This window comes from Streptomyces sp. NPDC047982 (assembly GCF_043204165.1).
Lineage (GTDB): Bacteria > Actinomycetota > Actinomycetes > Streptomycetales > Streptomycetaceae > Streptomyces.
Window position 1 is genome coordinate 1 of sequence record NZ_JBIDBS010000039.1, and the last position, 26,725, is coordinate 26,725.

General features: G+C 69.5%; 16 protein-coding genes and 1 pseudogene. 13 read left to right on the plus strand and 4 right to left on the minus strand.

What is annotated here, in order from left to right; all coding sequences use genetic code 11:
* Positions 1–863: 863 nt before the first annotated feature.
* Entirely contained in the window at positions 864–1,610 is a 747-nt protein-coding gene (locus ACGF2V_RS30085) for an IPT/TIG domain-containing protein (RefSeq protein ID WP_362630829.1), read from the minus strand.
* Between the two features lie 1,294 nt (positions 1,611–2,904).
* On the opposite strand from ACGF2V_RS30085, the gene ACGF2V_RS30090 reads away from it, so the two are divergent.
* On the plus strand, positions 2,905–3,927 hold the full coding sequence (locus ACGF2V_RS30090; RefSeq protein WP_362710844.1) for an IPT/TIG domain-containing protein: 1,023 nt from the start codon (positions 2,905–2,907) through the stop codon (positions 3,925–3,927).
* Positions 3,928–4,096: 169 nt separating this feature from the next.
* On the opposite strand, the gene ACGF2V_RS30095 is transcribed toward ACGF2V_RS30090, so the two are convergent.
* A complete protein-coding gene (locus ACGF2V_RS30095) occupies positions 4,097–4,246 on the minus strand; it encodes a hypothetical protein (protein WP_362630899.1) in 150 nt (49 codons plus the stop codon).
* Here ACGF2V_RS30095 and ACGF2V_RS30100 point away from each other — a divergent pair.
* The 8 genes and pseudogenes from ACGF2V_RS30100 (at position 4,230) to ACGF2V_RS30135 (ending at position 18,515) form a co-directional block, all read left to right on the plus strand.
* Complete coding sequence (locus ACGF2V_RS30100; RefSeq protein ID WP_362630896.1) at positions 4,230–4,562, plus strand: Ig-like domain-containing protein; 333 nt, start codon at positions 4,230–4,232, stop codon at positions 4,560–4,562. The two genes, ACGF2V_RS30095 and ACGF2V_RS30100, sit on opposite strands and share 17 nt — an antisense overlap.
* A gap of 1,436 nt (positions 4,563–5,998) precedes the next feature.
* Positions 5,999–6,406: a hypothetical protein gene (locus tag ACGF2V_RS30105; RefSeq protein WP_362710846.1), complete on the plus strand. Its 408-nt coding sequence runs from the start codon at positions 5,999–6,001 to the stop codon at positions 6,404–6,406.
* A 462-nt stretch (positions 6,407–6,868) separates the two neighbouring features.
* Positions 6,869–6,943 (plus strand): annotated as a pseudogene (locus ACGF2V_RS30110) (hypothetical protein); the annotation flags it as partial.
* A 99-nt stretch (positions 6,944–7,042) separates the two neighbouring features.
* On the plus strand, positions 7,043–8,323 hold the full coding sequence (locus ACGF2V_RS30115; RefSeq protein WP_362629819.1) for a beta-ketoacyl synthase N-terminal-like domain-containing protein: 1,281 nt from the start codon (positions 7,043–7,045) through the stop codon (positions 8,321–8,323).
* A gap of 242 nt (positions 8,324–8,565) precedes the next feature.
* On the plus strand, positions 8,566–14,925 hold the full coding sequence (locus tag ACGF2V_RS30120) for a type I polyketide synthase (protein WP_362710848.1): 6,360 nt from the start codon (positions 8,566–8,568) through the stop codon (positions 14,923–14,925).
* 439 nt (positions 14,926–15,364) lie between these two features.
* Positions 15,365–15,781, plus strand: a complete 417-nt coding sequence (locus ACGF2V_RS30125; protein WP_362710860.1) for a hypothetical protein — start codon at positions 15,365–15,367, stop codon at positions 15,779–15,781.
* Between the two features lie 349 nt (positions 15,782–16,130).
* Positions 16,131–17,054, plus strand: a complete 924-nt coding sequence (locus ACGF2V_RS30130) for a GNAT family N-acetyltransferase (RefSeq protein WP_362710850.1) — start codon at positions 16,131–16,133, stop codon at positions 17,052–17,054.
* Positions 17,055–17,837: 783 nt separating this feature from the next.
* On the plus strand, positions 17,838–18,515 hold the full coding sequence (locus tag ACGF2V_RS30135) for a GAP family protein (protein ID WP_362629808.1): 678 nt from the start codon (positions 17,838–17,840) through the stop codon (positions 18,513–18,515).
* Between the two features lie 94 nt (positions 18,516–18,609).
* Here the strand turns inward: ACGF2V_RS30135 and ACGF2V_RS30140 are convergent, their stop codons facing one another.
* Together ACGF2V_RS30140 and ACGF2V_RS30145 are read right to left on the minus strand one after the other, a co-directional pair.
* The gene (locus ACGF2V_RS30140) at positions 18,610–19,266 is read right to left on the minus strand and encodes an HAD family hydrolase (RefSeq protein ID WP_362629805.1); all 657 of its coding nucleotides are present in this window, start codon (positions 19,264–19,266) and stop codon (positions 18,610–18,612) included.
* A gap of 530 nt (positions 19,267–19,796) precedes the next feature.
* Positions 19,797–20,558, minus strand: coding sequence for a DeoR/GlpR family DNA-binding transcription regulator (locus ACGF2V_RS30145; RefSeq protein ID WP_362629802.1), 762 nt, complete (start codon positions 20,556–20,558; stop codon positions 19,797–19,799).
* Between the two features lie 411 nt (positions 20,559–20,969).
* On the opposite strand from ACGF2V_RS30145, the gene ACGF2V_RS30150 reads away from it, so the two are divergent.
* From ACGF2V_RS30150 to ACGF2V_RS30165, 4 genes are read left to right on the plus strand one after another with little or no spacing between them, the layout of a single operon-like run.
* Complete coding sequence (locus tag ACGF2V_RS30150; RefSeq protein WP_362710853.1) at positions 20,970–22,502, plus strand: amino acid permease; 1,533 nt, start codon at positions 20,970–20,972, stop codon at positions 22,500–22,502.
* Positions 22,499–23,932, plus strand: coding sequence for an FGGY family carbohydrate kinase (locus ACGF2V_RS30155; protein WP_362710855.1), 1,434 nt, complete (start codon positions 22,499–22,501; stop codon positions 23,930–23,932). Before ACGF2V_RS30150 ends, ACGF2V_RS30155 begins: the two co-directional genes overlap by 4 nt.
* Complete coding sequence (locus tag ACGF2V_RS30160) at positions 23,929–25,365, plus strand: NAD(P)/FAD-dependent oxidoreductase (RefSeq protein WP_362629792.1); 1,437 nt, start codon at positions 23,929–23,931, stop codon at positions 25,363–25,365. Before ACGF2V_RS30155 ends, ACGF2V_RS30160 begins: the two co-directional genes overlap by 4 nt.
* Positions 25,362–26,612, plus strand: a complete 1,251-nt coding sequence (locus tag ACGF2V_RS30165; protein ID WP_362710857.1) for an FAD-dependent oxidoreductase — start codon at positions 25,362–25,364, stop codon at positions 26,610–26,612. Before ACGF2V_RS30160 ends, ACGF2V_RS30165 begins: the two co-directional genes overlap by 4 nt.
* Positions 26,613–26,725: the final 113 nt, after the last annotated feature.

Genomic DNA, 26,725 nt, shown 5'->3' on the forward strand with positions numbered 1-26,725 from the left:
TTGGCGATCGTCCGCCAGTACATCGAGCAGCAAAAACGTCCGCTCTAACGTGCACGTCAGAGCAGTCTGGAGATGCATTCATCCCCGGCGTGAACGCCGGGGCTTTCCGCAAGAGTCCCGGTAACCAACTGGACGGCCTCTGAGCTTCCGTTCGGCGCCGCTGGTGGCCACCGCAGGACTCCCGGAATGAGTCGAAGCCTCCGGGGGGCGCGGTGGCCACGTCTGACACGCGGCACGCGGGCCTTCCCGCCGGGGCCCTGGAGCTTGTGTTTCCGGCACCAGATCTCCTGAGGCCCGATCCATCGATGTGATGCCTCGGAGACATGTGGCGGGCCGTAGGAGGTACCTCCTGACCTGTGATGACAGGGTTGTCGAAGGTTTCTTCACGCACGATCGGCGAGGCGTCCCGTGGGTGAGAGCATCCCATGCTGGTTCGGCGTTCTCCGTCTGGTTCGGCGGAGCGAATCCGATCGCGGACGCAGGTCCGTTGCCGGTCGTCCGGCCGGCGGGCTGGACCCGGCCGCCGTGGCGCACTGGGCCGATACGGTGAGGGAATGACCTCACCTGACCGGAGAGCAGCAGAATGCGATGCGGCGGAGGTGATCACCTATCGCGCCGACCGACCGGCTGGCCGGTAGCCGGCCCAGTGCTCTGACCCGCCCCCGGCTTTGCTCACAGTGTTGCCGTGAGACGGCCCGGGGCATGGGCGGTGGTGGTCCGTGACCGGTGCGGTGCCGGTGCTGCGGCGCCGACGGTGTGGCGCATGCCTGCGCATGTTCCGGAAAGGAAAGTGAGGGCGGACCCCGTCCGGATGGGGGCATCCGGACGGGACCCACCGCCTCACCGATGTGAGGTGATCCCGGTCAGATCCCGGGGCCTGCGACATAGGTGAACGCGTCGGCTGCGGTGGCCGTGCCGGCTGCGTTGGTCACGACCACGTCGGCTGCTCCTGCGGTGCCAGGCGGGGTGACCGCCGACAGCGTGGTGGCGTTGATCACCGCGAACGGTGCCGGGACGCCGTCGAAGGTGACCGAATCGGTGGTGTCCAGGTTGGTACCGGTGATCGTCACCGCCGTTCCGCCCGACGTGGGTCCGGAGGTCGGGACGATGGTGCCGATCGTGGGGGCGTCCACGTACGTGTAGGTCAGGCCGTTGTTGCTGCCACCCGCGGTGGTGACGGTTACCGGGACGGGGCCCGCAGCGGCGCCGGCAGGGACCGTGACGCTGATGGAACTGTCGGAGATCACGGTCGGGGTGGCCGTCACGGCTCCGAAGGAGACACTGGTGGCCGTCGACAGACCGGTGCCGCTGACGGTGATGGTGTTGCCGCCGGCGAGTGGTCCGGACGTCGTACTCAGGGAGGACTTGAACGGCGCGCCGACATAGAAGAACGGCACCGGGTTGCTGGTTCCACCCGGGGTCGTGACGGTGACACCGACGGTTCCGGTGCCCGAAGGGGAAACCGCCGTGACCTGGGTCGCGGATACCTGGGTGATGTTCGTGGCCGGTTTGCTGCCGAACATCACCTTGCTCGTGTTGGACAGGTTCGTTCCCGTGATGGTCACCAGCGTTCCGCCGCCGGTGGAACCCTGGTTGGGAGAGATAGGCATGACAAATCTCCTCGTTCTCCGATGGGACATGCGGGGACCGGCGGAACAGCGCCCGGCCCAAGTGCGTCGGCTTCCGCCGGAAGGCCGGTTGCCGACGGCGTCAAGGAACGGACGCCACGTGTGGTGACACGCAGTTGGCACTGCCGAGTGTCCGGGGAGCGGGCGTATGTACCCGGGGCGGTGTCGGCCCCGACTGCCAGCATTTTCTTCTCGGGCACGGAGAAGAACCGGCAAGCGCTGCCTGTTCCCAACTTCCTCGGCCAGGGTTGGGCAGCCCGCCGGTTCACCATTTCAGTGACCCACAGGGGGATTTGAGCGACAAGGCTCGCAACCTCGCACCACCCGAACGGAGCAGTGGCCCGCCTTGCGAGGTTCACGGCCGAGCGGGTCGGCACTGCCCCATGACTGTTCGCTCGCACCATCTCGATGAGGGAGTCGTCGCCCGCGGCCGTTGGGCGAGAGTTCCCGGACGCATCACCAGCGAAGCCAAAACCTGATGGGGCGGCCCGAAACCAAGGCCCAAGTCTGGTCCGGGTGGATCCTTGAGAAGAAATACCCCTATGCGAAACCCGGTGCGGCGTAGCTCGTTGGAGTGATCCTGTCGTGAGTGGCCTTGTCGACAGGACAGCCGTATGGGTGACTAGTGCCGTGACCGGCAACGCTCGCCCGGAAGGAGCGTCGCCCGGTGCGTGCGATCGCAAGGCGGCCGGAAGCCCTCGGAAGGGGCTCCCCTGCTCGAACGAAGCTGAGAGTTCGCGAAAGTGCCGGGCGGCGCGACAGGCCAAACGTCGCCGGAGGAGCACGAGAGGCGTCTTACCGGCGCACCGGCCCTACCCGTACCAGAAAACACAGGCGGTGTCCGTGTGCGCGGTCGTCGCAGAGCAGGGCCACCCATGGGCCTCACGAAGTGAACAGCGACGCTTTGCCCGCTGCGCACCGGTACTGACCTGAGCAGCGACGCCGGGCTCTCCCTTGACGAGCTGGCGACCGAAATCGCCAAGTGGCTGCCGGGGCAGGGCGGGGCCGGTGCACGACACCCTTTCGACCGCCGAGCCGAGCACTGTCGATGTCACCGATCCCGTGGACAGCGGAAGCATGCCTGACCTGTCGGTTCGTTGCGACCCGACAGGTGGACGCAGGCACGGCGGTGGGTGCGTCCGCCCGCGACGCCGATTGCCCTCGTCCGACTTGGCGGTGGATGCGAAGCGACTGGTGCACGCCGGGACCAGCACTGGCGCCGCCTCGAACCGGTCGCTCCCGAGCCGGCCGACCCTTTTTCGCTCAGGAGGTATCCATGCCACCCGTGGTCAGTTTCATCAATCCCGCGCAGGGGCCTGTGTCGGGTGGTACCGCGGTCATCATCACCGGTACCAGTTTCACAGGCGCCACAGCTGTTCGTTTCGGCGCCGCCAACGCTGTTTCCTACACCGTCACTTCGGCCACACAGATCAACGCGATCACACCGGCCGGGAGCATCGGCTCGGTTCCGGTGAGGGTGATCTCTCCGAGTGGGACGAGCAACGCCACGGTAACCTTTACCTACACAGCCTCGTTCCCACCCACGGTGATCGGTGTCTCACCGTCCAGCGGCTCCACGAGCGGTGGCACCGTGGTCACTTTGACGGGCACCAATTTCTCCGGCGCCACCCAGGTTCGTTTCGGCCTTGCCAACGCGTCGTCCTTCAACGTTCTCTCCTCGACTCAGATCACCGCGGTCTCACCGGCGGGATCTTCCGGCACCGTTCCGGTGACCGTGACGACGCCGGGAGGCACCAGCGCCGCTGTTCCGGCGTCGTACTTCTTCTACGTTCCGGTCCCGGTACTCACCGCGATCTCCCCGAGCGCCGGCCCGGCGGCCGGTGGCAACACGGTCACCCTGACAGGACAGAACCTGTTGGGCGCCACCGACGTCCGCTTTGGTGCTGTCTTGGCGAGTTACAACGTCGTGTCCTCCACCGAGATCTCGGCCGGGCCTCCAGCAGGTTCCGGCGTGGTCGCCGTGACGGTGACCACGCCCGGCGGTTCCAGCAACTCCCTGACGTACGCCTATGTGAGTGCCCCCACCCTGATCAGTGTGACGCCGTCCAGCGGGCCGGCCTCGGGCGTCACGGTTGTGACATTGAACGGCACGGGACTGACCACCGCGACGGCTGTGAAGGCGGGAGGGGTGACGACGAGCTTCACCGTGCTGTCGGATACGCAGATGACCGCGGCCATCCCAGCGGGAGCCGTCGGCGATGTCGCCGTCCAAGTGACGACAGTCGGGGGCACGTCAGGAGCGGTGACCTTCCATCGCCTTGCGGCGCCCGAGATCTGAATGCCCGTCCGGTGTTCCCGTATCCCTCACACGATCGTCCCAGGGAGCTAACCCGAGTGGGCTCGTCCGGCGGACAGCCTTACCACGGATCCCTCCGACAGGGCTTAGCGTGCGCTGGAAAGACAGGCGAAACCGGATCAAAGGAGCTCGTTGTGAGGCGTAGATGTATTCATGGCGGATGGGCCGTCACCTCGGCTGCCCTGGCAGTCGTCTTGGCGGCTGCCACGCCGGCGGCAGCCGCTCCGTCCTCCACCAGCGTCACCGCTTCGCCGAGCGCGGCCACCGTCGGTAGCCCGGTCCAACTGACAGCGTCAGTCACCTGCGGCTCCGACCCGAGTGGCGGTCTGGGCCTGTCCTTCTTCAGCGGAGGTGACCTTCTGAGCACCGTGCCGGTGGCAGCCAACGGTCAAGCCGTATTCACCACGTCGTTCGCCGTCACCGGCGCGCACACCATCACCGCCTCCTACAACGGCAACGAAGCCTGCGACGCGTCCCACAGCACCACGACAGTCCAGGTTTCGGCGTCTCCGACCCCTCCGACCAACCAAGTACCCGGTTTCTGCCTGATCGCCTGCGGCAGCGTGATCGGGTTCGTCGTGGGAGACATCAAAAACAACACCGTTACCGTTTCCTGAAGGCTGCGGCAAGGGACGCAGGACCAATCCAGCAGCGCGGACGAGGCTCCGTCCGTCGAACCGGTGCTCGCGCGGTGCTGACGCAGGGAACCGATCCGCAGGGTTCTGACGGAACGGAGCAGCGTCGTGTGCCGGATGCCTTCATCGGTCAAGTGCCCCTGATCGAGCCATAAGCGGTCAGGTGTCGGCACACAGGGACGGCGCGGTCCACGGCCGGGAGACGGAACGTAGCGGTGCGCGATCGGGGCCAGTCGGTGACCAACGCGCCGCCTACGGGTGTATCAGGCCATCGTTCGACTTCTTGGGACAAGCGTGATGCACGCGCATGCAGGAGTCGTCGACATGACACCCTCCAGGTGCTCGTGAGAGGCGCAGGCGGTAGGAAAGCGGCTGTCCCGGAGCGACGCGCGGTGGCGCCGCCGGCGCGTTGAGGTCGGCGACGGCGTGATGCGGCGTTGCTGAGAGCCTCCTGGCTACCGGCCGGATGCCTCGGCGTCCTGCCTCGTCCGGGCGGGAGAAAGAAACCGCCGGCCCTTGCAGGACGGCGGCTTGTCGGGCGGGTCTGGGCGGCGCGCTCACGACGGCCTCGCGCGACGTGCTCGAGCGGGCGCTGGGTCTTAAACGTCAGCCGGCGTCGACGGACGCCGGCTGACGCATCCAACTCCTCTCGTGGGGTGCCCATGGTGGCAGCCCACCTCCCAGCGGCTGGCGCGAATCAGACCCCTGATCGGTTGAGCGGCCACTTCCCCGGAGAGGTTGGGCGGCCCGTTGGACCTCACTGTTATCTGATGAGTCGGCATATGACGGCAATGGGGGATCGTGTAATGGCACTCGGATGGCCTACTTCCGTGTGATGAGATGTTCGGCCGCTATGTGTCAGGGAAAAGAGACGAATGGGCCGTCCGGAGATTTTATCGGCCCGGGGTCGCGCAGGGTGGCTCTCGTCTCGTCCTGTCCGGCTCGCGCGCATCTGCCGAGGTGACCGTGAGCGCCTGGCGCCGGACCGGATCATTCTGAAGGCGTTTTCGTCGCCCACCAGGCGCCGCTCCGATATTTGGGCCATGTATTTCCATTGTCGCCTGAATTCCTGAAAGTTGACGGTTGTCGGATCAGTGCGTCAACTGCTGTTCCTGCAGTGAATGCTGTTGCGTTTGTTTCCGGCTTGTGTGGTACTCCGATCGAGTGGTTCGGGGTCGCCTCTCTTGAGATTTCGCTTATCCGTCCCGCTTTACTAGGTTGCGAACCGGCGGGTCGCCCATCCCTTCCCGGGGACGTGATTGCTACCGTTCCGGTCTTCACTCCGATCACTAGGGAGTGCGCGGCGACCAGGTGGTGTTCTCGCTCGCACAGCGGGCCGTCCCCTTGGTCGGAGAAGGGCACCGCTCCGCCGACGTCGCTGCTGATGAGCGCGCACGTCATCTCTAGGGAGTGCCAGCATGTTTCGTTCCCGTCTCGCCGCCGCCACTGTCACCGCCACCCTGGCGGCGGGCGCCGTAGTGGGCATCGCCCCCCTGGCCGCGGCGGCCCCCGCCGCCGCGGCCGCCTCCCCATGTGTCAACGATCTGCAGGCCGCGCAGGCGTCCAACAACGCCGCCATCGCCGCCGACCAGGCCAACAACACCAAGGTCGCCTTCGCCAACAACCTGCGGACCGCCACCTCGCTCGCCTCGGCGCTCGGCGACTGCGCCGGGCAGCCGCCGGTGGTGGGGGTCAACATCCTCACGGCTTCCGCAACCAACGTGACCGCCATCGTCTACAACCTGCTCGGAGCCGCTGCTTCGGCGTTGGGCTCCGAGCAGGCGACCGCTTCGTCGATCAGCCAGGCGCTGGCCAACGCGACCTGACCGACGCCCAGGCGGGTGCCGTGGCCAGGCGTTCGTACCCGGCCTCGGTCGGCCCGGCTGCCGCCGGACCTCGCGGTCCCCGGCCCGGAGACCGGAGCGCAGGCCGGCCGCCCACCGTTGCTCAGGCAGTGGTGGGCGGCCGGCACGGCCGGCGAGAAGCCGCTCGCTCGTTCTCGCCAGGAGCAGCCGGAGCGCCTCGCACGGTCCGGGGCGGTCGGCGGCCATCGACCCTGCGTCACCGAGGCCGCTGTCGCTTTCACCTCGCGCTGATGCGGCGCCCGGTCCAGGCACACGTATACGTCCGAAAAAAAGCGATTTCTCTTGTCACCGCATGTAGAGGTCACTGTGCTGGTCACTGCTTTTGTGATTCTTTGTGCCGCGTCTGCCGTATGGCGTCCCGGTTTCTGATTCCCGCGTTTTCCTGCTTCCTTCTCCCGGGCGGGATAAAGCTTCCATTTCTCGGGTCGTTACACCTTGTGCGAAGGTGAGCAGCTTCCCGTCCACCACTGGTGCCGCCGCACGTATGTCGCCGAATAGGTGCATCCCGTGATCCTGAAGGGAATATTCCATGATCAATCCATTAGCGTCTGCGGGTGACTCGTGAAGCGGCGAACCGGAGGCCGGGCCCGGGATGCCATGGTCACCGGTATCGGGCTGTGTCTTCCTGGTTCAGGGTCGCCGGTATTCACCGCAGATGATCTGTGGAACGTCGCGTCAACCGGAACATCCTGCCTCATCAAGAACGGCGTCTACTTCGGCAGCGTGGATCTGCCGAAAGAAGCGTTCGATGAACGGCTGCCCGGCATTCCCGCGTTCTTCTCGCGCCACTACACGGATGCCCACCGCTTCGGACTGGTTTCACTGGCGCAGGCGAGCGCGGATGCCGGCCTCGAGGTCCAGCGCGATCTGGAGGAGGCCGCCATCCTGGTGGGCCGCGGTGGCGTGGACGCCAACATCGACAGCTATCTCGCCGTCCTCAGGGCCGACCCCACGACCTATCCGGTCGCGGAGGCGTTGGAGATGTTCGTCGCGGCGGAGCAGGCCGTCACCCCCTCGGACGTCGCACTGGTCCAGGGCGCGCTCACTCGGTCCAAAGGGTCCAACTACACCGTCTCCTGCGGCTGCGCGTCGTCAGCCCTCCAGATCGGCAACGCGCAGCGCTTGATCGCCGCCGGCGAGGTCGATGTCGCCGTGGTGACCGGAGTCGACGTCTTCAGCTCCACGCTCATCCGCAACATCCAGCGCCTGCTGAGCGGAGCCCAGGGAGCCTACGACGCCATGCGGTCCCAGGACATGCCCAGTCTCCTGCCGTCATTCGACGCCCTGATGCGTCCGTACGACCGGCGTGCCGAATGCATCAACCATGGCGAGGGGTCCGCGACCATCGTCATGGAGAGCAGGGAACACGCCTTCGGCCGGGATGCCCGCCCCTATGGGCAAGTCCTGTCACAGGCCACCACCCGCGACGGCCTCGCCAATCCCTTGGCCTGCGACGAGTCCGGGAAGGCGCTGGTGGCTGCGGTGCGGCGATGCCTCGGTGACGACCGGGAGATCACCCAGGTCCCCTACATCCACGGCGGTAGCGACGGCAACGTCGCGGTCACGGCCTTCGAGGCGAACGCGATCAGGGAACTGTACGGCCCCGCGTCGCGCGACCTGCTCATGACTTCGCAGGAGGGCTGCTTCGGTCACAACGGCGCCCCGGCCGGTTGTGTCGGGGTGGCCCTGACCCTGCTCATGATGAACCACGGCCAGGTGTGCCCCACTGCCAACTGTGAGCAGCCCGCGGAGCATCTGACCTTCGATCCGGTTCCGGGGACCGCGCCCCGCCCCCTCGACTTCGACTACGCCTTCAGCTTCAACTACCAGGTCGGAGGTGTGAAAAGCGCGATCCTCCTGGGAAGTCCCGACGTCTGAGCCGCTGTGCGCTCGGCTGCCTCCCTGTTCACAGGCCGTCGCCCCGAGGCCGGCGACGGCCCAGACTTCACTCCGCGGTTCCTCACGGATTTACGCGGTCCTGGTCCGGGCGGTGCCCACGCACGTACGTTCCGGTGCTCCTTGCCCGCCCACTGCGCGGCCTGCCATGTGGCACACGTCCTTCTTCCCGAGCCGCACCCACCACCCCTCCCACGTTTCCCGTGAACGACAAGGAGACTTCCGTGGCCCACCGCCGGCATGCCCCTCGCCCAGCGAACGCGCCCATCGCCGTCATCGGCATGGGCTGCCGACTCCCCGGAGACGCCGACTCCCCAGCGGCCTTCTGGCGTCTGCTGGTGGAGGGCCGCGAAGCAGTGGGCGCCCCTCCGCCCGGCCGTGAGACTGCCGGCCCGCGGAACGGGCCGTCGCCCGACGCACAACCCGCTTTCCACCGAGGCGGGTACCTGAAAGACGTCTCGCGATTCGACGCGGACTTCTTCGGGGTCGCCGGTCGCGAGGCCGACGTACTCGATCCTCAGCACCGGCTGCTGCTGGAGGTCGTCTGGGAGGCCCTGGAACACGCCGGGCTGCCCCCCGACCGGCTCACCGGCTCCCCGACAGGCATGTTCACAGGTCTGAGCTACAACGACTACATGGACCAGTTGGTCGGCCGGCCCCAGGAACTCGAAGGCTCCATCCTGACGAACGGGCACTGCGTCGCCGCCGGCCGCGTCTCCTACCTCCTTGGCCTGCACGGCCCCAGCATCGCCCTCGACACCGCGTGCTCGTCCTCCCTGGTTGCGTTCCACCTGGCCTGCGAGTCACTGCACCGTGAGGAGTGCGATCTCGCCCTCGCCGCCGGGGTCACTCTCATGCTCGCCCCACGCGTCACCCGGTCCTTCGCCAGGATGGGCATGCTCTCTCCGACCGGACGCTGCCACACCTTCGACGCCGCCGCGGACGGATTCGTCCGCGGCGAGGGCTGCGGCGTCGCCGTGCTCAAGCGCCTGGCCGATGCCCGCAGGGACGGCGACCGCATCCTCGCCGTCGTCCGCGGATCGGCCGTGAACCAGGATGGCCGCTCCGACGGCCTCGCTGCTCCGTCCCCCACCGCCCAGCAGGCCCTCTACCGCACGGCACTCGGCCGGGCCGGTGTCGACCCGGCCCGCGTTTCGCTGGTCGAAGCCCATGGCACGGGCACCCCTGTCGGCGACCCCGTCGAGTTCGCCAGCCTGGCCGCCGTGTACGGCAACGGCCTGTCCCCGTGCGCCCTGGGTTCCGTCAAGACCGCCCTCGGCCACTTGGAGCCCGCCGCAGGCATCACCGGGCTGATCAAGACCGTGCTGTGCCTCCAGCACGGAATCATCCCGCCCAACCTGCACTTCACCCGATGGAACCCGGCCATCACCGCGGACTCCACCCGCTTCTTCGTCCCGGTCGAATGCACCCCGTGGCCCGGCAAGCAGCCAGTCAGGCTGGCCGCGGTCTCCTCGTTCGGCTTCTCCGGCACCAACGCACATGTGATCGTGCAGCAGCCTCCAAAGCCCAGCCGCCGTGCCGGCCTGCCCGGCCCCCGACGGCCCCGAACCGCACCGCCCGAGGTGATCCTGGTCGCGGCCGGATCCCGCCGGGCGCTGCCGACTGCCGCCCGTCGTCTGGCCGACTGGCTGGAGGCGGACGGAGCCAACGCTCCGCTGCGGGACGTCGCCCACACCCTGGCCCTGCGCCGCAGCCCCGGCCGGGGACGCCTCGCGGTCGTCGCCCGTTCCCGCGCCGAGACAGTCGACGCGCTCCGACTGTTCGTCGACGGCCTGCCGCATCCGGCCCTCGTCTCAGGGACCACGGATGTCACCGCTCCCCGCCGGCCCGTATGGGTGTTCTCCGGCCAGGGCTCCCAACGGACCGGCATGGGCCGCGAACTCCTCGCCCGGAACGAGACCTTCACCAAAGCACTGACAGACGTGGACGCCCTCATCCGCAACGAGGCGGGATTCTCCGCCCTGGAGCTGATCCGGGCCGGCGAACCCATCACCGGATGCCCGCGGATCCAACCAGTCCTCTTCGCCCTGCAGATCGCCCTGGCCGCGACCTGGCAGGCACACGGCGTCCGACCCGCCGCCGTCATCGGCCACTCCATGGGTGAAGCAGCAGCCGCAGTCGTGGCCGGAGCCCTCACCCTCGCCGACGGCGTCCGCGTCATCTGCCGCCGCTCGGCACTGCTGGAGCGGATCGCCGGGACGGGCGCGATGGCCAGCGTCGGCCTGGACCAGGCCACGGTGGAGGCCGCCCTCGTCGACGCCGGTGCCGACGCCGTGTCCGTGGCGGTCCTGGCCGCACCCGACACCACCGTCATCTCCGGCGACGCCGACCAGATCGCCCACCTGATCGGCCAATGGGACCAGCGCGGGATCCCCGCCACGCCCATCGCCGTCGACGTCGCCTCCCACAGCCCTCACGTCGACCCGCTCCTGACCGATCTGCACCAGGCGCTCCTTGGCCTCACCCCCCGCCCACCCCACATCCCCTTCTACTCCACCGTGACCGAGGATCCCCGGCACAGGCCCCTTCTCGATGCCGCCTACTGGTGCGACAACCTGCGCCGCCCCGTCCGCTTCCACCCTGCCGTCGTCGCCGCCGCCCTGGACCGCCACCAGGTCTACATCGAGATCTCACCCCATCCCGTGGTCACCCAGTCCCTCACCGACAGCCTGGCCGAGCTGGTCCCCGATGCCGTGGTCCTGCCCACACTGCGACGCGAGCAGGACGAATCCACCACCTTGCGGACCCAGTTGGCGACGCTCCACTGCAACGGCGGCACCGTCGACTGGACCTCCTTGTACGGCGACGGCGTCCTGGTCGAAGCCCCCACCATCACCTTCGACCGCACGCGCCACTGGGCCGTCGGCCAGGAACTGCCGGCCGACACGGACGCACTTCCCGGCCGGCACACCGAGATCCCCGGCGACCAGATCCGTCACACCTGGCGCGCCACCGCTCCGGTCCGCAACCTGCCCTGGCTCGACGACCACCATGTCCACGGCGCCCCCGTCCTCCCCGGCGCCGGCTTCTGCGCCCTTCTCCACACCACGGCCCGCACCGCGCTCACCGGCGCGGCCACGGACATCGGCCTCACCGACATCACCTTCCATGACCTGCTGCGCCTGAGCGACGACACCGAGATGAGCACCACGGTCACCCTCACCACCGGCGAGCAGGCCACCTGTGAGATCCACTCCCGCAACCCGGACGGCTCCTGGCAACTGCACGCCACAGCCCTCGCCCGTCGAGGGCTCGCACCCCACGAAACCCACGCCACACCCGCGCACGGCCTCAGCCACCGGCACCCCGTTCCCCTCGATCCCGCCAGGCTCTACGCCAGGCTGCGCGCCTGCGGACTCGAGCACGGCCCCGCCTTCACCGGCATCACCGCCCTGCGCACCACGCGCCGCCAGGACAGCTTCTGGGCCGATGTCCAGCTGCCGCCCACCGCCCGCACCCCCGAACCCGCCCTCGACATCCACCCCGTCCTCCTCGACCTGTGCCTGCAACTGCTGGTGGCAGGAGTCGGCCTCGAGAGCGCGCCCGCACCGATCCTGCCGGTCCAGGTCCGCGCCCTGCGGATCCTCGGCGACCCCGCGCAAGCTGCCCACGCCCATGCGCGGGTCACTGAGAACAGCGACACGACGCTCGCCGGAGACGTCCGTGTCCTGGACACCGACGGCCGGCCCGTCCTCGCCCTCGACGGCGTGCGGTTCACCCGCCGCGAACCTGCCGAGGGCGCCGCCGTCGACCAGTGGTTCATGGAACTCGGCTGGCACCAGGTCCCCCCGCCCCGCACCGCTCCGGCCCCGCCCGGGAACTGGCTCGTCGTGGACGAGGGCGATGGCCGGGCCGAACGTCTGGCCGCGCTCCTGCGCGCCGCCGGTGCCGAGGCCGAAGTACGGGAATGCCCGTCGGACGTGGAGGAACTCACACCCCTGGCCGAAACCTTCGGCCGGCACCTGACCGCCGGCACGAACCCCTGGCGCGCCGTAGTCCTGCTGTTCGGCGCACCGCCCGTCCCCGACACCGACCCCGTTGAGGGCGCACAGCAACGGGCCCGGCGGCTGCTCGCCTTCGCTCAGGCCGCCGACGAGCACCGCGGAGCATGGCGCCTGTACGCCGTCACCCAGCACGCGTACGCCGTCACCGCGGACGAGTCCGGCCACCCGGCTCACGGCACCGTGCGCGGCGTCGCACGCGTCATGGCCGTCGAGCAGCCGCGCATGCGGCCCACCCTCATCGACACCGACCCCGGCGATGAGGGCCTGCGGGTCCTGGCCGCCGAACTCCTTGCCGACGCGCCCGAGGACGAGGTCGCACTGCGCGGTGACACCCGTTACGCGGCGCGCATCGACCGCGCCCCGGTCACCGCCGCCGAACGCGCCGCCTGCGCCACTCGAACCGTCCGGTTCGGGCAGGACGGGTTCCGCCTGCGCGTCGGACAGCTCGGCGATCTCGACAGCCTCGAACTGGCCGCGACCGGCCGTCGTCGGCCCGGCGAAGGCGAGGTCGAAGTGCGCGTCGAGGCCACGGGCCTCAACTTCCGTGACGTCCTGACCTCCCTCGGCATGCTCGGCTCGGAGCCGGCCACCCCCTACCGCATCGGCTTCGAGTGCGCAGGCGAGGTCAGTGCCGTAGGCCCAGGCGTGGACCACGTCCGCCCCGGAGACCCCGTGCTCGCCGTGCAGTTCGAAGGTGGCTGTTTCGGCTCCTTCATCACTCTTCCCGCCAGCGCCGTCACTCCCGTGCCACCGGCCCTGTCTCCCACCACGGCGGCAGGACTGCCCACGGCGTTCCTCACCGCCTGGTACGCCTTGCGGCACGTCGCACAGCTCGCCCCGGGCGAACGCGTACTCATTCACTCCGCCACCGGAGGCACCGGCCTGGCCGCGATCGCCGTCGCCCGACTCCTGGGCGCGGACGTCCTTGCGACCGCCGGCACCGAGGAGAAGCGGCGCCACCTGCGCGGCATGGGGGTGCGCTGCGTCATGGACTCGCGCACCCTGGACTTCGCCCAACAGGCCCGCCGAGCCACCGACGGCCAGGGGGTCGACGTCGTCCTCAACTCGCTGGCCGGTCCCGCCGTCCGCGCCGGTCTGGAAAGCCTGCGCCCGTTCGGCCGGTTCGTCGAACTCGGCGTACGCGACATCCTGGCCGACGCAGCCCTCGGGCTCGCCCCGCTGCGCCACAACATCACTTTCAGCACCGTCGACCTCATCGAACTGCAACAGCGGCGCCCGGAGTTGTTCACCACGGTGCTGCGCGAGGTCATGGACCACATCGCCGCCGAGCGGCTCAAACCGCTCCTGTGCACCGAGTATCCGCTCGACCGCGCAGCCGACGCCTTCCACCTGATGGCCCGGGCCGGTCACATCGGCAAGATCGTGCTGACCGTCCCCGACCGGGGAGAGGCCACCGCCGTCGTGCCGGACGGCACACCCGTCGTCCGCGCCGACGGTGCCTACATCATCACCGGAGGTCTGGGCGGCCTGGGACTGGCCACCGCCCGCTGGCTGGCTGAGCAGGGAGCCGACCGCATCATCCTCAACGGCCGCCGACCTGCCTCGCTCGAAGCCGCGCGCACCATCAACGACCTCGCCTCCAGCGCCACGGTCGTCCTCGGCGACATCTCCCGGCCCGGCATCGCCGAACGACTGGTGACGGCCGCCACCAACGGGGGTGTGCCGTTGCGTGGGATCGTGCACTGCGCCATGGTCCTCGACGACGCCGCGCTGACCACCGTCCGCGACCACCAGCTCAAGCGAGTATGGGCCCCAAAGGTCACCGGTGCCTGGAACCTTCACCGGGCCACCGCGGACCACTCATTGGACTGGTTCGTTCTGTACTCGTCGATGAGTTCACTGCTGGGCAACGCCGGACAGGGGACATACGCGGCAGCCAACGCCTGGCTCGACGCCTTCGCCACCTGGCGCACCCGCAACGGCCTGCCCACGCTGGCCGTCGATTGGGGTCCCTGGGGTGAAACGGGGCAGGCCGTCGACTTCGCCGAGCGCGGCTATGAGACGATCCCCACCCGCAAGGGCCTGGAGGCTTTGCACTCCCTCCTCACCCACCAACGGGTCCGGACGGCCGTGATCCCCGGCCCGCCCCGGACCTGGATCCCCGGAGCGGCCGCGCACTCCAGCCTCTTCGAGCTGCTCGCCCCATCTCCGGGCGAAGGCGCCGAACCCGCCACGGACCGGGGCAATTTTCCGGCACGCTCCCAGGACAGCGCCTCGGGCATCCGCGCCCGCCTCGAGACCCTGCCCGCCGGCATCGCCCGCCAGAGGGCCCTGGAGAGCTACCTGGCGGACCACATCCGCGCCATCCTGCGTACCGGCAGCAGCACGCTCGACCCGCACACCCCCCTCAAATCCCTCGGCTTCGACTCTCTCCTGGCCACGGAACTGCGCGTCCGCCTTGATACCGACCTCGCCGTCCGCCTCGCCAGCAACTTCGTCTGGCAGCATCCCACCGTCGGCTCCCTCGCCGCGGCCTTGGCCATCCACATGGGCCTGGCCCCACGGGATGAGCCGTCCCCTTCCGACACCGACTCGTAGCGCCCGGGCAGGTTGGTGCGAGCAACTCCTCACCGAATTGCAGATAGATCTCCTTCCGTCCTGCCGCCCGAGCGAGGACCCATCGCGGACACGTCGCGTCCGCGAACGAGGGGACACTGATCGCATGCTGGTACAGCGGAGGTGCTTCGAGGTCGGCCTCGGCGGCGTGAACGAGGGCCCGCCGGGCAGTGGCAGCGCCGCTCGGGTCGCCCGGCGCCTGGCGTGGCGAGGTCGTGGGGGTGCAGGCCGCCGCCACCTCGTCGCCGAGTATTTTCAGGCGCCATCGCCCCGGCCCCGCTCGGCTGTTACGAGACAGCGACAAAGCCCCGATGAACGTCTGCCCGCGATGTGTCGTCGTTTCTAGTGACTACGCCAATCGACACGTAGGTGCCCTTTGGTGCGAAAGGCTGTTCTCGGCATGGAAAGGGATAGATCTGTGATGGTCTCGAATCGGCGCTCCCTGCGTATTGCTGTCGTCGGTGTCTTCGGCGCGGCCTCCCTCGCCCTCGCGGGCACCGCGATGGCGGCCACCCCGGCCGCGCACACCGCAACCCCGGTTGTCGCGCAGCAGGCCGTGCTCGCCAAGGCCGACATCACGGCCAAGCCGTCGGTGTCCTCCGTCCGCGCCTGGCAACTGTTCCACGTCACGGGCCAGACCACCGGTCTCAAGGCGGGCAGCAAGGTGACCCTTCAGCAGAAGCAGCACGGCAAGTGGGTCAGCCTGCCCGCGTCCACGAGCATCTCGCGGAACGGCTCCTACTCGCTCGGCGTCAAGCTCGGGATGAAGGGCAAGAACGACCTGCGCATCGTCAGCGGCACTACAGCCTCGCCGGTCTTCAACGTGACGGTGCGCTGAGACGTGCCGCCACCGCGCCAGGCGTGAGTTGCCGGCGCTGGGGTGGTCCCACCTGCTCTCGCCGCGCAGGCGACCGCCTTTCACACTCACGCCCTGACGGGGCGAGCCCCGGCCGCTGGTCGGGGCTCTGCTGCGTTTCCATCGGGGCGGCAGTCGGTTCCATCCGGTGGGGCGCACTGCTCTCCCCTCTCCTCCCCTCCCCTCTCCCCATCCGACCCGACGAGGTCCTCACCTTCGGCCGCCAGGCGCGCATCCGGCTCCACCGGAGCCCGGCGGCGCCGTTCTGTTACAGTCGCGGTGTACCGCACCTCTTGGCGGCCTCCTGAATCCCACTACTCGGAGGTTTGTCATGCCTTCCTTGCTGAAGGTGCGCTCCTTTCACCGCGACGACCGCGACCAACTGACGGAGCTGGTCAACACCCATGTCGCGGCTGTCGTCCCCGGCCTCTCCGTGTCCGTGAACACGGTTCTGAGTCAACTCCAGCGACGCCCCGACGAGTTCGTCATCGATCCGTGGGTGGCCGAGCGCGTCACGCTCGTGGCCGAGCAGAGGCACTACATCGTCGCTGCCGCTCACCTGCTGCGCTACCGTGCCGATGCCGCGACCGGAACGGATTACCGGAACGCCGGCGTGATCGAGTGGTTCGTCTTCCGGCCCCCGGCCTCCTTCTGGTCGGACTCCGAACAGGCGGCCGACCTCCTGATGGCGGCATGTCTCGCGCAGTTGACGCGCTGGGAGGTGTCGCGGTGCTATGCCGACGGACAGCTCCCCGCACCCGGTATCTGCGGTCTCCCGGAACAGTGGCAGCACGTCCGTGCCTCCTACGAACGGGCCGGTTTCACACAGACCGGGCACACGGAAGTGCTGCTGATGGCCACGGTGGCCGACCTGAGGCAGGCGGTCGGGGCCGCCACCCCGGGCCTGGACGTCCAGCGCACCCTCGGCGAGTGCGGGACCCGGTTCTCCGCCCGGCTGGGCGCGGACGTCGTCGGATTCGTCGAGGTGGACACGTCCGTGGACCGGCCCGAACGGCACGCGCGCAACGGTGGGCTGGCCGACCTGGCCGAGCTCCATGTCGCCGAGCCGTACCAGGACTCGGGACTGGAGGAACGGCTCCTCGCGCACGTCGCACAGTGGCTGCGGATGGCCGGGGTGGACCGGCTGACGGCGTGCGCCTCCGCGGACGACACCGACGAGATCGAGCGGCTGAGCCGGTACGGCTTCCAGGTGCTGTCCCGTATGACGCGGGGATGGGAGCACCAGGCCGACTGACGCCGCGCACGAGGGGGCACGGCGAAGGCGCCAGCACCGCCCGTTCCGACGGGGCTCACCCTGCCCCGCACCGAGGCCGCGCGCGTGCCATCGACGCGTCCTGACCGGCCACCACACACACCACGGCCCCGGGGGAAGGCCACCACCGGCCCCCGGGGCCCCGGTCGTTGATCAGGGCAGGAAGTTCCTCTGCCGCTCCAGCGAGTCCATGCTGAGCCGCCGCCTCCGCGAGGGCCTGCGCGGAAGCCGTCTTCAGCGCTCCGAGGACGGTGCCGATCCACGCTCCGAGGCTGCGTCCGGCCGGCCGCGAGCGGCAGCTCCAGTCCCGCCGGCCTGTCCAACGGTTCTTCCGTGCAGACGGCACAGTCGCGAAGGACACCACCGGCGGGGCCTTGCTCAACAAGTTGCGTTACCGCCGTCCTCTTGGCCAACCCGCTCACTGAGCGTCGCGAACTGTACCCCGTCGGGCAGCCCGGCAGCCCGGCAGCCCGGCGGCGCTCGGTGCCGGTGCACCAGGAGTGTTCGGGCGGGTGGGCGGCATCCGTACGTCGAGACCGTGTGCCGCTGCTTGCGCGGTGCGTCCAGATGGGCGACCGCCGCTCGCGGTGTCCGGCCGACCGACTCCACGCCCCGCAGCCTCGGTGGTCATCGAACATGGGCGTCCGGAGCCGGGGTCGGCAGTGCGCTGTTGATCGACCCCCCGTCTTTCCGGCGCGCGACCGGAGGGCCCGCCACCGAAAATGGGTTCACCGCATCACTTCTGCTCGCCCACGGAGGTGCCCCATGGGCACAGCGATCGGTGACGTACTCGGCTTGGCGGCCGGCGTGGCGGTGAGCCCGCTCCCCATCGTTGCTATGATCCTCATCCTCGCGACCCCGCGCGGGCGGTTGAACGGAACACTGTTCGCCCTTGCCTGGATCGTGGGGCTCGCGCTTCTGGGAGCGGTCACGCTGGCGGTCGGCGGCGCGGGCGGTGCCTCCGCGCACCATCAGCCGGCCACCTGGGTAGGAGCTCTGAAACTCGGACTGGGCGTTCTGCTGGCACTGTTCGGTGCCCGGCAATGGCGGCGACGTCCCAAGGACCCCTCCGAGGCCCAACTGCCCCCATGGATGGCCGCGATCGACCGGTTCTCCCCGATCAAGGTCTTCGGTCTCGGACTCCTGCTGTCGGCAGCGAACCTCAAGAACGCTCCGCTGACGATCGCCGCAGGCGCCTCGATCAGCTCGGCAGGAATTCCCGTGCCCCAGCAAGCCGGGGCCCTCGCCGTGTTCGTGGTCATCGCCTCCCTCGGGGTACTGGCGCCCCTGGCGGTGTACCTCTGCATGGGGGAACGCGCAAAAAGCGTGCTCAGCTCGTGGCGGGACTGGGCCGCACAGCACAACGTCGCTGTCTTGGCCGTTCTCTTCTTCGTCCTCGGCCTCAAGCTGTTGGGGGATGGCATCAAAATCCTCACCGCATGAGGCAGGGAGAGCAACGGTCCGTATCCAGGGCACGCTCGAACTGCTCGTTCGCGCGGTTCCCTTGGCGGGCCGGGTTGGCACCGCTCGAACAGCCTCAGCGCCAGCGCTCGTGACGGATGTCTGCGGAAGCGTTGCCGAGCTTGGCGATCGAGCCCCGGGCGGCGTTGACCGTCACGGTCCGGCGGGCGATACGGGCGAGCGGGATGTCGCTGGCCGAGTCGGTGTACAGGACCGCTTCCTCCGGGGCGAACCCCAGCGCTCGGACGGCATCGACCTTTGCTTCGCCCACGTTGTGCGCGACGAGACGAGGCCCTCGTGGGGTGAAGTCGAGCCGGGAAGCGGCCAGGGGGATGTCGTGCAGCCCGACGCCGTCCAAAAACGCACGCGCGAGGTGCTCCTCCGAGGCTGTCGCCACGACTGTCGGACCGCGCTTGCGGGCGCCTCGGCACCGTGTCACGGCCTGCTGGACCGCTGTCCGGGCTGCCATGGTCCGGCCCGTCACGGCGGCCAGTTCTTCGTACTGGCCGCGGGTCATTCCTCGCAGCGCCAAGGCTACGATCGCCCGGTTCATCGCGGGCCTCAGCGCGCCGTCGGCTGGTGCGGCCGAGGCGAGCAGGAACGGTGGGACCGCGGCGACGAACCGGAGAGGACGAGCCGCCAGACGGGCTCTGACCAGTGACGACATCGTGTCGTCGCTGGTCAGGACGCCGTCGAGGTCGAAGATCGAGGTGATGTTCTCGGTCGGGTTCACTGCGGGAGGGTGTCGGCTTTCGTCTCGACGAGAAGGTCTGCGGCAGCGAGCACGCCCACCTCGACGACCGCCGTGGATCCAACGGTCGCGGCCACCGCGGCCACCCGGATCGGGCGAGCGCTGCGGCGGCGGGCTTCGCGGGCTCCACCTGCCCGGGTTTCCAGCGCGCACGAAAGTCCAGGGGAAACGGAGGGGCGGGCCGGCACGTCGACCACACCCGCACGCGGGGCGGCCGGGGTGGTCCGTCCGGTCGCGGAAGGCCGGTTGCGGCATCTCGAACGTGTCATGATGCGCTGCCGCTCCGATTGCCCGAACATATGGAAAGTTGACTGCTTCTGCCTGTGATTGTGGATGTGGTGGCCGGAGGCAGTCAAGAGGGGGTCCGGGCGAGGGTGTCGTCCGAACGACCGCGGCGGAACGCTGGATTCCTCACGCTGCTCCTCGGGAGGGCGGGACCCCGGCCATGCCGGAGGTGAGGGAAGGGGAGGGGGATCTGCCGACATCGAAGGAAGCGGTCGGCCGCCCCGCCTTCAGGCCACGACGATGTCGTCGCCCGCCGCGTGCAGGGCGTCGCTCAGGTCGTCCGGGCAAGGGCTGTCGGTGATGAGGGTGTCGAAGCCGTCGAGTGCGCAGACGCGGTGGGCGGCCGTGCGTCCGAACTTGCTGGAATCGGCGAGTACGTAGCGGTGGGACGCGTTGGCGAGCATGGTGCGCTTCGTTGCGACTTCGTCGAGGTGGAAGTCGGTCAGGCCGTAGGAGGCGATGCCTCCGGAGCCCAGGAAGACCGCGTCCGCGCGCAGATTGTTGAAGAACTCGACGGTCTGGGCGTTGGAGCAGGCCAGGTCGCCTCCGCGCAGCCGCCCGCCGCTGACCAGGACCTCGACGTGCGGGCGGGAGCTGACTTCGGCGGCGACGAGCAGGGACGGGGTGGCGATGACGCCGACGTGGTCGGCGGGCAGGGCGCGGGCCACCTCCAGGGCCGTGGTGCCGACATCGATGACGACCGTCTGGTTGCGTTCGATCAGTGCTGCCGCGGCCCGGCCGATGGCCTGCTTCTCGGCGAGGAAAGCGCCCCTGCGTTCATTGAAGGATGCCTCCTCCCCGACGGGTGACTGGACGGCGGTGGCCCCGCCGTGGACACGTGCCAGCTCGCCGCGGCGCTCCAGGAGAGCGAGGTCCCTGCGGATCGTCTCGTGGGAGACGCTCAGCAGGCTGGTCAGGTCATCCGTCGTGATGAATTTGAGCCGAGCGACCTCGGCGACGATTCTGCGGTGACGCTCCGCTGCTAGCACGCCCGCCCCTCTCCGATTGACTGTTTCTGTGGAACACTGACTGCATTCTAGGGCTCATGCGGCGTCCGGAAAGGACTGTGGTCGGCGTCAAGATTCTGTTTTTCTGCAGCTCAGAGAGGTTCCTGCTAGTCGATCAGCAGGGGGGTTCGCCAGGTCGGGAACGTGAACCCTTGACGGCAAACGGGCAAGGGTCCACACTCTCAGCAGTCAATAGCCCACACAAACGGTCACGAGGGGGCTGTTGACAGGCGTCGAGGTGGCGCGGACCGCGCGCCCTCGCAGCCGTCCCCGCGGACAGGCTCCAGCGCATCCCCCGTGGGGCGCGGCTTGATGCCGACCGCATTCGGTTCTTCCATCACCCACTGGGCTGCCGCTGCGGCGGCGGGGCACTCTGAAGCAGGGAACGAGGTCATGGCCAAATCAGAAGCAGGTGCTCAGGCGCCAAGAACGGCTGAGGGGCAGCAGGCCGAGCCGAACCAGGTGATGGCGCGGGAACTGGGCTGGTATGCCTCGTTCTCCGTGGCGTTCGGGTTCGTGTCGATCGCGACGGGCATCTTCACGGCCTACGGCTCGGTGCTCGCCACCTCGGGCCCGCGCGGCATCTGGGCCTGGCCGATCTCCGTGATCGGTCAGCTCTCCATCGCCCTCGTCTTCGGAGCGCTGGCCGCACGCATCCCGATCAGTGGCTACTCCTACCAGTGGGTGTCGCGGATCGTCGGGCCCGTGTGGGGCTGGATCATGGGCTGGATCTCGTTCGCCTTCCTCGGGGTCGTCGTGGTCGCCGTGGACTACACGATCGCCTCCACGATTCTTCCCGAACTGTTCCAGTACGTCGGCACGACACAGAACGCCTGGGTCATCACGGCCGGTGTGGTGCTGCTGCAGGCCCTGCTGGTCGCCGCGTCCACGCGCATCACGCACAAGGTCAACAGCGCGGCGGTGACGGCGCAGCTCATCGGCATGATCGCACTGACGGTGCTGCTGTTCGCGGTGGGCTACTTCACCGGCAAGCTCGATTTCGCCCACCTCTTCGACACCGGGACGATCCCGGAGAGCGGCTACTACGCTCTGGGCGGAGCGACCGACGCGGGCCCCTTCGCCCTGGCGTTCCTGCTCGGCGCGTTCACCATCGTCGGATTCGAGTCCGCGGCGAACCTGGCGGAGGAGACCAAGGACCCCGCCCGCGTCATCCCCAAGGCGATGGTCCAGGCCGTCCTGTCCCTGGGTGTTCTCGGCTTCCTCTTCCTGATCGCCGTGACCGCCGCCGTCGGCCAGGTCGACGGCGCCGCCGAGTCGGCCACCCCGGTGGCCACCGTGATCACCGCCGTGCTCGGGTCCGTGGTGGGCAAGGCCCTCCTGGTCCTCGTCGTGGTCTCGATCTTCTCCTGCGGACTGGTGATCACTCTCAGCGGAACCCGGCTGGTCTACGCGATGTCCAGGGACGAGCGCTTCCCCGGATGGCGTCTGCTCAAGCGCATCCACCCCCGGACGGCGACGCCGCTGAACGCCACCGTGTTCATGATGCTCATCGCGCAGATCGTCCTCGCGGTCTTCTCCCGCTCCACCGACGCCCTGTTCCAGCTCTTCTCCGCCGCCACCCTGCTGCCCGCCGTCATCTACGCCGGCACGGTCGCGATGTACGCGGCCAAGCGCTCCTCCCTGCCGCCGTCGCGCGGCTTCTCCCTGGGGCGGTGGGAGGTCCCGGTCCTGCTTCTGGCCGCGGTCTGGCTGGTGTACGAGCTGCTCATCTTCCGGGACGCCTCCTTCCGCGGCCCCTGGGCCTACGTCCTGGTGCTGTGCGGGATCGGCGCCGTCTACCTGGTGGCGCTCATCGCCCGGCGCGGACGCGCCGCCCTGACGATGCCGGACATGGCCGACGTCGACCGCGCCCTGGACAGCGCCACCGCACCCTCCGCGGCCGACACGGAAGGGGCGCTGCGATGACCACGATCCTCGCCATCGACCAGGGCACCTCGGGCACCAAAGCCATCGTCGTCGACGCCGAGGACGGAACGGTCGCCATAGCCGAGGAGACCATCCGCCCCACCTACCTGCCCGGGGGAGGCGTCGAACAGAATCCGCACGAACTGCTCGATTCCGTCCTCACCGCCGGCCGCCGGGCCATGAGCATGGCCGGCCGGCCCATCGACGGCGTGGCCCTGGCCAACCAGGGAGAGACCGTCCTGGCCTGGGACGAAGCCACGGGAACGCCGTTGTCCCCGGCGATCGTCTGGCAGGACAGCCGTGCGGAGAGCGTCTGCGCCGAGCTCGCCGAGCACCGCGAGGCGATCGCGCAGCGTACCGGTCTCGTTCTCGACCCCTACTTCTCCGCGCCCAAGATGGCCTGGCTGCGCCGCAACCTCACCCGTGACGGGGTGGTGACCACCACCGACACCTGGCTCGTGCACCACCTGACGGGCGAGTTCGTCACCGACGCCTCCACCGCCAGCCGTTCTCTGATCTTCGACCTGGACGGCGCGGCGTGGGACGGGCATCTCGCCGAACTGTTCTCCCTCGGCGACGAGCGGCTGCCGCGCATCGTCGGCAGCGACGAGGTGGTCGGCACCACGCGCGCCTTCGGGCAGGAGACGCCGGTGGCCGGCCTGATCGTCGACCAGCAGGCCGCTCTGGTCGCCGAGGCATGCCTGGAGCAGGGCACGGCCAAGTGCACCTACGGCACGGGCGCGTTCCTGCTGGCGAACACGGGACCGGACCCCGTGCGCTCCAGCGCGGGCCTGACGACATCGGTGGCCTGGCAGGCCGCGGGGCAGACCCTGTACTGCGTGGACGGTCAGGTCTACACCGTGGCCTCGGCCGTGCGCTGGTTGCAGGACCTCGGTCTTCTTCAGTCCGCCACCGACCTCGACGCACTCGCTGCGCAGGACAGCGAGGGCGTCATGTGCGTCCCGGCGTTCGCCGGCCTCGCCGCTCCGTGGTGGGCTTCCGAGGCCACGGCCTCCCTCACCGGCCTGACGCTTGCCACCCGCCGCGAACACCTCGTCCTGGCCGTGCTCCAGGGCATAGCCGCCCAGGTCACCGAGCTGACGGCCCTCGTCGGCCGCGACCTCGGCCGGCCCCTGAACCGGCTGCGCGCCGACGGCGGACTGACCAACTCCGCCTCCCTCATGCAGGCCCAGGCCGACATCGCCCAGCTCCCCGTCGACATCTACCCCAACGCGCACGCCACCCCCCTCGGCGCCGCCGCGCTCGCCCGCTGCGCGCTCGACCCCGCCATCAGCCTCGAAGAGGCCGTCGGCGACTGGCAGCCGGCGACCGTATACGAACCCCGCTGGTCCGAGGACCGGGCCCAGGAGTTCCGCACCACATGGGCACAGGCCGCCGCGGCGTGTGCCACCAAGGGAGACCACTCATGACCCCCACCCCCCACCGTCCTCACCCCGAAGTCTTCGACATCGCGGTGGTCGGAGGAGGCATCGTCGGATCGGCCATCGCACGCGAACTGTCCGGATACGACGTCTCCGTGGCGCTGCTCGAAGCCCGCGACGACGTGGGAGACGGAACCAGCAAAGCCAACACCGCCATCCTGCACACGGGCTTCGACGCGAAACCGGGCACCCTGGAGTCCCGGCTCGTGGCGCGCGGCTACCACCTGCTGAGCGATTACGCCAAGGCCACCGGCATCCCCGTCGAGCACACCGGCGCCGTGCTGGTGGCCTGGAACCAGGAAGAGCTCGACGCCCTGCCCGGCCTGAAGGAGAAAGCCGAGGCCAACGGGTACGAGCACTGCCGCATCGTCGACGCGGACGAGGTGTACCGGGTCCTGCCCGACCTCGGCGAGGGCGTGCTCGGCGGCCTGACCGTTCCCGGCGAATCCATCATCTGCACCTGGACCACCAACCTCGCCCTGGCCACGGACGCGAAGCAACGCGGGACGACGATCCTGCTCGAGCACGCCGTGACCGGCATCGACGTGGACGACGACGCGACGACGCTGCACACCGCCCAGGGCGACGTGCGAGCCCGCTGGGTCGTCAACGCGGCCGGCCTCGGAGCCGACAGGATCGACCAGCTCTTCGGCCACGACCGCTTCACCGTCACCCCCCGCCGCGGCGAGCTGTTCGTGTTCGACAAGCTGGCACGGCCCAAGGCCGACAAGATCGTCCTGCCGGTGCCCTCCTCCCGCGGCAAGGGCGTGCTCATCTCCCCGACGATCTACGGCAACGTCATGCTCGGCCCCACCGCCGAGGACCTCACCGACCGCACCGACACCGCCACGTCCGAGGACGGCTACGACTTCCTCCTCAGCAAGGGTGCGCGGCTCATGCCGAGCCTGCTCACCGAGGAGGTCACCGCCAGCTACGCCGGACTGCGCGCCGCGATCGACCACCCCGACTACCTCATCGAAGCCACCCCCGAACAGCGGTACCTCCTCGTGGGTGGCATCCGCTCCACCGGCCTGACCGCCGGCATCGCCATCGCCGAGCACGTCACCGGGCTCCTGGAGGAAGCCGGTCTCGGGCTCCGCGGCCGCAGCGACCTGCCTGCCCCGCCCCGGATGCCGAACATCGGCGAAGCCACCACACGCCCCTACCAGGACGCCGACCTCATCGCCGAGGACGCCGCCTACGGCACCATCGTCTGCTTCTGCGAACGGGTCACCGAGGGCGAGATCCGAGACGCCTGCCACGCCCCGGTGCCCGCGCGCAGTCCGGAAGGGCTGCGCCGACGCACCCGGGCGATGAACGGCCGCTGCCAGGGCTTCTTCTGCGGCGCGGCCGTCGCCGCCCTGCGCACCCGGCACGAGACCAACGACGGCTGCTGCAGCCAGCACAAGGACAACCGATGACCCACCAGCTGCCCCTCATCGAGCCCGATGTCCTCATCATCGGAGGCGGCCCCGCAGGGCTCACCGCAGCCGCCGAACTCGTCGACCGCGGTGCCGGGCGGGTCCTGGTCGTCGACCGGGAAGAGCAGGCCGGCGGCATTCCCCGGCACAGCGACCACACCGGATACGGCCTGCGGGACCTGCATCGTGTGATGACCGGCCCCGCCTACGCCCGCCACTTGACCGACCGGGCCGCACGGTCCGGAGCGGAGATCCGCACCCGCACCATGGTCACCGGCTGGTCCGACCAGCACACCGTCGACGTCACCAGCCCCGAGGGCCGCTACCAGATCCGTGCCCGGGCCATCGTCCTGGCGACCGGCGCACGCGAACGGCCCCGCACCGCACGCCGCATCCCGGGAGACCGTCCCCAGGGGGTCTACACCACCGGACAACTCCAGAACCTCGTCCACCTCCACCATCAGCCCGTCGGCAAGCGGGCCGTCATCGTCGGTGGCGAACTGGTCAGCTGGTCCGCGGTCATGACCCTCCGTGAGGCCGACTGCACCCCCGCACTCATGATCAGTACGTACCCGAAGGCGGAGTCCTACGGCGCCTTCAACGCCGCCGGCCGCACCGTCCTGCGCGTTCCGGTCGCCACCCGCAGCCGGGTCACCCGGGTCATGGGCAAGGGCCGTTGCGAGGCCGTGGAGATCGAGCACCTCGACACGGGCAAACGCCGGACCTTCGCATGCGACACCGTCGTCTTCACCGGCGACTGGATCCCCGACCACGAACTCGTGCGTTCCGCGGGCATCACCCTCGACGAACGCACCCTCGGCCCCCTCACGGACACCGCGCTGCGCACCAGCCGGCCCGGAGTCTTCGCCGTCGGCAACATGCTCCACCCCGTCGACACCGCCGACGTGGCTGCCCTCGACGGCAAGCACGTCGCCCAGCAGGTCATCGACCACCTGGACGGAAGGCGCAAGCCGGCCGAGGGCGTCCGCCTGATCGCCGACGCCCCGTTCCGCTGGATCGCGCCGCAGATCCTCCGCCCCGGCGATCCGGCTCCGGCCCGCGACCGGCTCCTGCTCTGGACGGACGAGTTCGTCCGCTTCCCCAGGGTGACGGTCCGCCAGGACGGCCGCGTCGTCACCCGCCGCACCCTCGCCTGGCCTGCGGCCCCCGGCCGGGTCTTCCGTATCCCGTCCTCGGTCCTCGACGGGATCTCCCCCACCGGAGGCCCTGTCCACATCACTGTGTAGCCTGTGGCGCCTGAGTCTGGGGGGGGGGGGGGGGGGGGGGGGGGGGGGGGGGGGGGGGGGGGGGGGGGGGGGGGGGGGGGGGGGGGGGGGGGGGGGGGGGGGGGGGGGGGGGG